We start from the raw sequence: 5,060 nt of genomic DNA on the forward strand, positions 1-5,060 counted from the left end.
CCTTGGTTGGCACAAAGCCAGCAGACGAACCTGCTAGATGAGAGCTGTTCGCCTGCTGGATTTGTGCCAACCAAGGTGGGTCAATTTTAAATGATGATGCCGGATCAATTTTGAACGCTCATTGACAGGCAGGTAAAGGAAACTGACAACTCCAGCCTGTGCGCGCTTGATGAACTGTCCACTATCGAAGGCGTAGAGCCTGATGATGTGGACTTATTTGATCTAGAGAGTTTCAAGGCTTTTGCAGACTACTGCGATGAACTAGTCCCCCTAAAAATTGGCAGCACAGAAAAAAGATGGCGCACACGTGGTGTTGTGACCATGGGGCAAGATTATGCTGACCGGATGGAGCAGATTCTTGAATGCTGCAATGGTGAAATTTTTCAGGATGGACTAGGTCGATGGGCTATCCGTAAAAAGATTTGCTCTCAACCTTCGTTTGTGATTGATGAGTCTCAAGCTGATCTGTTTGGCCTGTCTATCGAGGGCGGGCGTAAAGACCTTGGTAAATACAACACAGTTAAGATCAGCTACACCAATGAAGAACATCAGGAAGATGAAGCTTCATGGGCTAGCGCGGCGGCATTGGCAGAAGACGGACGCGAGCTGGTAGCAAGTCGCCAGATGTACCTTATCCCATCGGCAACGCAGGCTATGCGTGTTGCCAAGATGGAGTATTACGGCGGCAATCCGGTCTTATCAGGCGAGTTCAGGACAGGGATGCAGGCTCTTCAACTCCTAAGTTCCAACACCTACGAGCTAAGGACAGAGCTGGGACTTGCCGGTGTGGCTGTTTCTGAAAAGCCGTTTGAGTATGACGACGACACCGGACTAAACCGGGTTGAATTTAAGGTAATCTCTCAAAATGCAACCATCTGGAACCCTGAAGAGGATGAGCAATACACACCTGTGACGATTTTAAATGTGCCTCGCGGTGCAAATGACATTCCTCTAGATATCGTAGCAACGGTAAGAGAGGTGGGCGGCGTAAGATCGATTGATATTGCTTGGATTGCGTCAGACAGGTCAGAAGTACCAGAAAGATACACTCAGGATGTTGATATCAGCTTTGACGATGGCACAACGTGGATACTGGTTAAGGATGACACACAGGATAGGGCGGCGACCTACAGTCCGGCGCCAGCCGGGTCAGAGGCAATCGTTAGAGTTCGAAATTTTGTCCCTTCTGTGCAGCTTGACTACCAGTTTCTCAACGGGGTTGAAGTGCCGGACGTTCCCGCGCCTGATGCGCCAAGTGATTTTTCTGCAGTTGGAGGCGTAGGTGTTGTTGATCTCTCATGGACCAACGCCAACTCAGCAAATCATTCCGGGTCAGAATTTACCGAGCAATAATAAATGACTTTGCTCAGGCGGCGGTTGTTCGTGAGGACTTCTCTGCGTCTGGTCTAGATCGAACTTACACGGACATGGTAGCCGCAGGCTCATACTACTACTGGGCAGCCGGATTTTACCAAAACGGAAGCACGGTAATTGAAAGCGACGAAGCTGCAGCAAGTCCTGTTACTGTGGCTTAACCTGAGTAAATCATACTCACTATTAACTGATACGGCCAGCTTTAGCTGGCCTTTTTTATGGGCGACGTAATGCTTAAAACACCGAGTGAAATATGGAAATTTGGACAACCTGTGAAGCAAGGAGAGGTGGTTGATTATCTCAATAAAATGGGTGTTCCGTTTGCGAATGAGCAAGAGCTGTTAGCTACAGCTGTTGATCCGAATGTTGATTTCATTACTCTGCATTCAATACAGGGTGTAGGAGGGAGTTATAAGTTCAAAAGATCTTTGAATGCAGTGATTGGCACTTTAGAGGATAAGACAGGAGCTCATTTTTCGCCAACTGGTGTGCGAGACGCTCAAACTCATCTTGGTAAAGAGATTTTTCGGGTCCCTGCCGATTTCTCTACACTCAATGAGGCGTTAGCCTACTTAGGGCCAAGAAGCTTCAATAACGTTGAAATAATATTAGAAGACGGGTTTGAGTTTACTGAAACAGTATCGCTTTCGTATGTCGATTTCTCTCATCTAACAATCAGCTCGGAAGCCGAAGAGGTCTTAGTTGCTTCGTCAATGAAGGAAGGTGACCGTCTTTTTTATGTCCTTGGCGCGGCTATGCCGAGGCTTAATACCCTAATTAATGCAAATGGGAGGATTAGCGGAGGCGTCAATCTTAGGCACGGATCAACGGCATTTATTTACCCAGGTAAGGGAGTTAAGAACTGCTACGGTAACGGACTTCTCGCGCTCGGCAGCACGGCTTACGCCCAAGGGGCTATTTTTACGGGTTGTGCGCAAGTCAATACGACTGGAGCAGGTATTACTAGCTGGGGCGGAGCTGTGTTCGCGGAAGGCGCTGATGTATCTGGTAGCATGTATTATGGTGCTCAGGGTGCCCATGGCGGCTATTTATCGTTTAAAGATGGCAAGGCTAACGATTGTTATCGTCACGCCATTAGAGCTTCGGATGCAGGTATTGTCGATGCGGATGGTGCAGAAGCACAAAATGCAGGATATTGCGGTTTCAGGTCTTATGAGGCAAGTATTCTCTCAGCCGTTGGCGGTAATGCAAGCGGGTCTCTTAATGGATTCATGGCCTACCACGGATCTACGTTAAACGCTCGGCAAGGAATAGCAGAGAACTGCGGAGATAGTTGTATTTTTGCAGAAGGAACGTCTAGGGTCGAGGCCCCAAACTTCAATGGATCGGGTGCAAAAATTGGTTTGTTTGCTTCTCAAGCATCTTCCATCAATGCAAATGAGGCAACTATAACGGGCTGCTCTGAATGGGGGGCGGGGGCTGAGCGCTTATCAACCATTAACTTGGCTGAAGCGTGGATGAGGCAAGGACAGGATGACGCTCCAACCGATGCGGCGATAAACAGCGGCTCTACCATGTATGTCACTTCCATGACTGGTGGCGTGGGTAATTATGGCACTGGCAACGCACTTGCGACAAATACTCTTAGCGTTAGAGGAGTCATATATAAATGATGACTAGAGTACGCGCCTTATTGCGTGATTTAAGGCGCGTACTCGGTAGTCGCCTCTTAGTGCTACATAATCATTTATATCAAACGGCTAGGTTTATGTTCCAAGTCACAGGTTTACTGGAATCTTTTACAATAGCGCGTACAACACTAATCGGCTCCATTTTTAAATAGCTTGGGCTATACCAACCTAATATAGGTTCTTTTTTTCCTCTTACGATCTCGATGTTGGAAACATTACTCGCAGTCGCACAAATTAAACGTCCAGATTTAAGTTTTACTTTGAATCCGTTATCTGTTTTATCAGGAGTAAGATGATCTGCTAGGTGAAGACTGCTTGTGAATGTAAAGTCTTTATAAGGTTTTAGATAATCTTGGATGTTGAGTTCGTTGCCGGGGCAAAAATCAATGCGTCTTGTATGGTCAAATAATTTAGGCCGCTGTACGGTGCCTCGAACAAAGAATTTTCTTCCACTTCGCCCGCCTTCATGCAGTAGGCTACCCTTGAATAAAACTTGTTTAGGGCCTATGCGTTTGTTTAGAATACCAATTGTATTGTGTGCATCTGCAGATGTGAAGTAATCACGCCATTTATCGTTTTGGTAACCGTATTTACCACTATCTATAAAAATGTGTTCATCATCACAAAAATAGGTAAAACTCAAATCATCGGCATGCTTATGTGTGGCGTTATGAGCCATCCCTGTAAAAAACAGCATTTCTGCACGAGACCTAACTGCGTAATATCCACACGCGATGCCGTTGATTTCTTTATAAGATGAGTGTGGTTTAGGTTTCGGCACGCTATCACACGTGTCACCGATAGCAGCAAGAGAGCCGTCAGGAAAAACGAAATCGGGAGATATTTTACGAGCGTTTCTTACGATTTCTTCAAAACCCAACCCAGGGAAAGTATCTACTAAACCTATTTTCTTAAATCGAGATAGCGTAAAGTAATGATAACTAGGGGAGTTTTCTTTGTGAGTACCACGTTTCGTGAACTGCTGCCCTACAAGTCGCTGCATTTTCACGTCTGCAACAAGAGAGGCTTTTCTGTCATTATTGACGGCTGAAAGATGCTTTAACCCAAATAGCTGGAAATAACCATGGTTATTATTTGCTATGAAGCCCTCTTCTAAAAGCGTTCGTATATGTAGTTTCGCTAAGGATTTTATAATGCGCTTGTCATGAGGTGATAACTTCAACAGACCCAGCCTTGCCTGATCTTGAAAAAACGCAATCCTTGAAGCTCGCAAGCCCGTCGCCATGTCGTGATATGACATAGGGGTTTTTTTTGTTTTGTGGTATTGCGCCCAGTCCTTTAATATGTTCATGCAATCATTAAGATGTTGTGGGTTTGGGCTCTTTTCATGCTCCAGTAGGATAGGGTCCATCATTCTCCAAGCATGTAGTTGATAGCGCCAATTTACGTCAGAAAATGGATCTGCTGACCAATCTATTTGATTAGAGAATCTCCATGCTGGGAGGTCTTTCCTCGGCTTAAATCCATAGTCTTCTTGCTGTTGACGTGTTTGCACGGCAATTAAAGAAAGGTCTGAATTGGTGACTGTAGGACCAGAACTGTAGTGTTGGTTGCAACGCTGCATTAACTTCTTGATTTTTGATAATATCTGCATCATTCATTTTGCCCCATACAATATGAATGCTCATTATTATGAGATAGGTTTGTCCGCAAGAAGTAATTTGAGCATTTTGATATGCCTGATTATGACATCCTGAACAAAGACACCGGCGAAGTCGAAAACACGATCATTTATGATGGTGATACAAAGTGGCTTGATGCTGAGTTTGGTGAGGGCAACTGGAAGCTTTATGAAGAGCCCTCGCGTGTGTTTGATGCGCTTGATGTTTCCTTAGAGTGATCAGCCCCACTTGAGTGGTCCGGTTTGAAAGTTAGTGCATGACTGGCCTTTGGTCTACTGGAATGATTACTTCAGGAGCCGGTGGGCGGAAGTTCAGCGCACTATGGGGGCGTTTGGTATTGTAGTGTATCCTCCACCTTTCGATGATTATTTGGGCTTCACGCAACGAGTAA

Annotated in this window: 5 protein-coding genes; 3 read left to right on the forward strand and 2 right to left on the reverse strand. The window is 45.6% G+C overall.

Translation table 11 applies throughout. The features are described from left to right. The first annotated feature begins 207 nt into the window (after positions 1–207). Together PsAD37_RS11330 and PsAD37_RS11335 are read left to right on the forward strand one after the other, a co-directional pair. Complete coding sequence (locus PsAD37_RS11330) at positions 208–1,353, forward strand: hypothetical protein (protein WP_063296239.1); 1,146 nt, start codon at positions 208–210, stop codon at positions 1,351–1,353. Between the two features lie 251 nt (positions 1,354–1,604). Next, positions 1,605–3,008 carry a hypothetical protein gene (locus PsAD37_RS11335; RefSeq protein ID WP_063296240.1) on the forward strand — a complete coding sequence of 468 codons (1,404 nt, stop codon included), beginning with the start codon at positions 1,605–1,607 and terminating at the stop codon, positions 3,006–3,008. Between the two features lie 79 nt (positions 3,009–3,087). Here PsAD37_RS11335 and PsAD37_RS11340 read toward each other — a convergent pair whose 3' ends face one another. Continuing rightward, on the reverse strand, positions 3,088–4,644 hold the full coding sequence (locus PsAD37_RS11340) for an alginate lyase family protein (RefSeq protein ID WP_063296241.1): 1,557 nt from the start codon (positions 4,642–4,644) through the stop codon (positions 3,088–3,090). Between the two features lie 78 nt (positions 4,645–4,722). Between PsAD37_RS11340 and PsAD37_RS28355 the strand changes: the two genes are divergently transcribed. After that, a complete protein-coding gene (locus tag PsAD37_RS28355; protein WP_193778254.1) occupies positions 4,723–4,887 on the forward strand; it encodes a hypothetical protein in 165 nt (54 codons plus the stop codon). A 31-nt stretch (positions 4,888–4,918) separates the two neighbouring features. On the opposite strand, the gene PsAD37_RS27500 is transcribed toward PsAD37_RS28355, so the two are convergent. Beyond that, positions 4,919–5,060 (reverse strand): integrase core domain-containing protein (locus PsAD37_RS27500; RefSeq protein ID WP_153039653.1); only part of this gene is annotated, 142 nt, incomplete at its 5' end.

Origin of the sequence: Pseudovibrio sp. Ad37, from assembly GCF_001623075.1 — a bacterium.
In the GTDB taxonomy this organism is placed as follows: domain Bacteria; phylum Pseudomonadota; class Alphaproteobacteria; order Rhizobiales; family Stappiaceae; genus Pseudovibrio.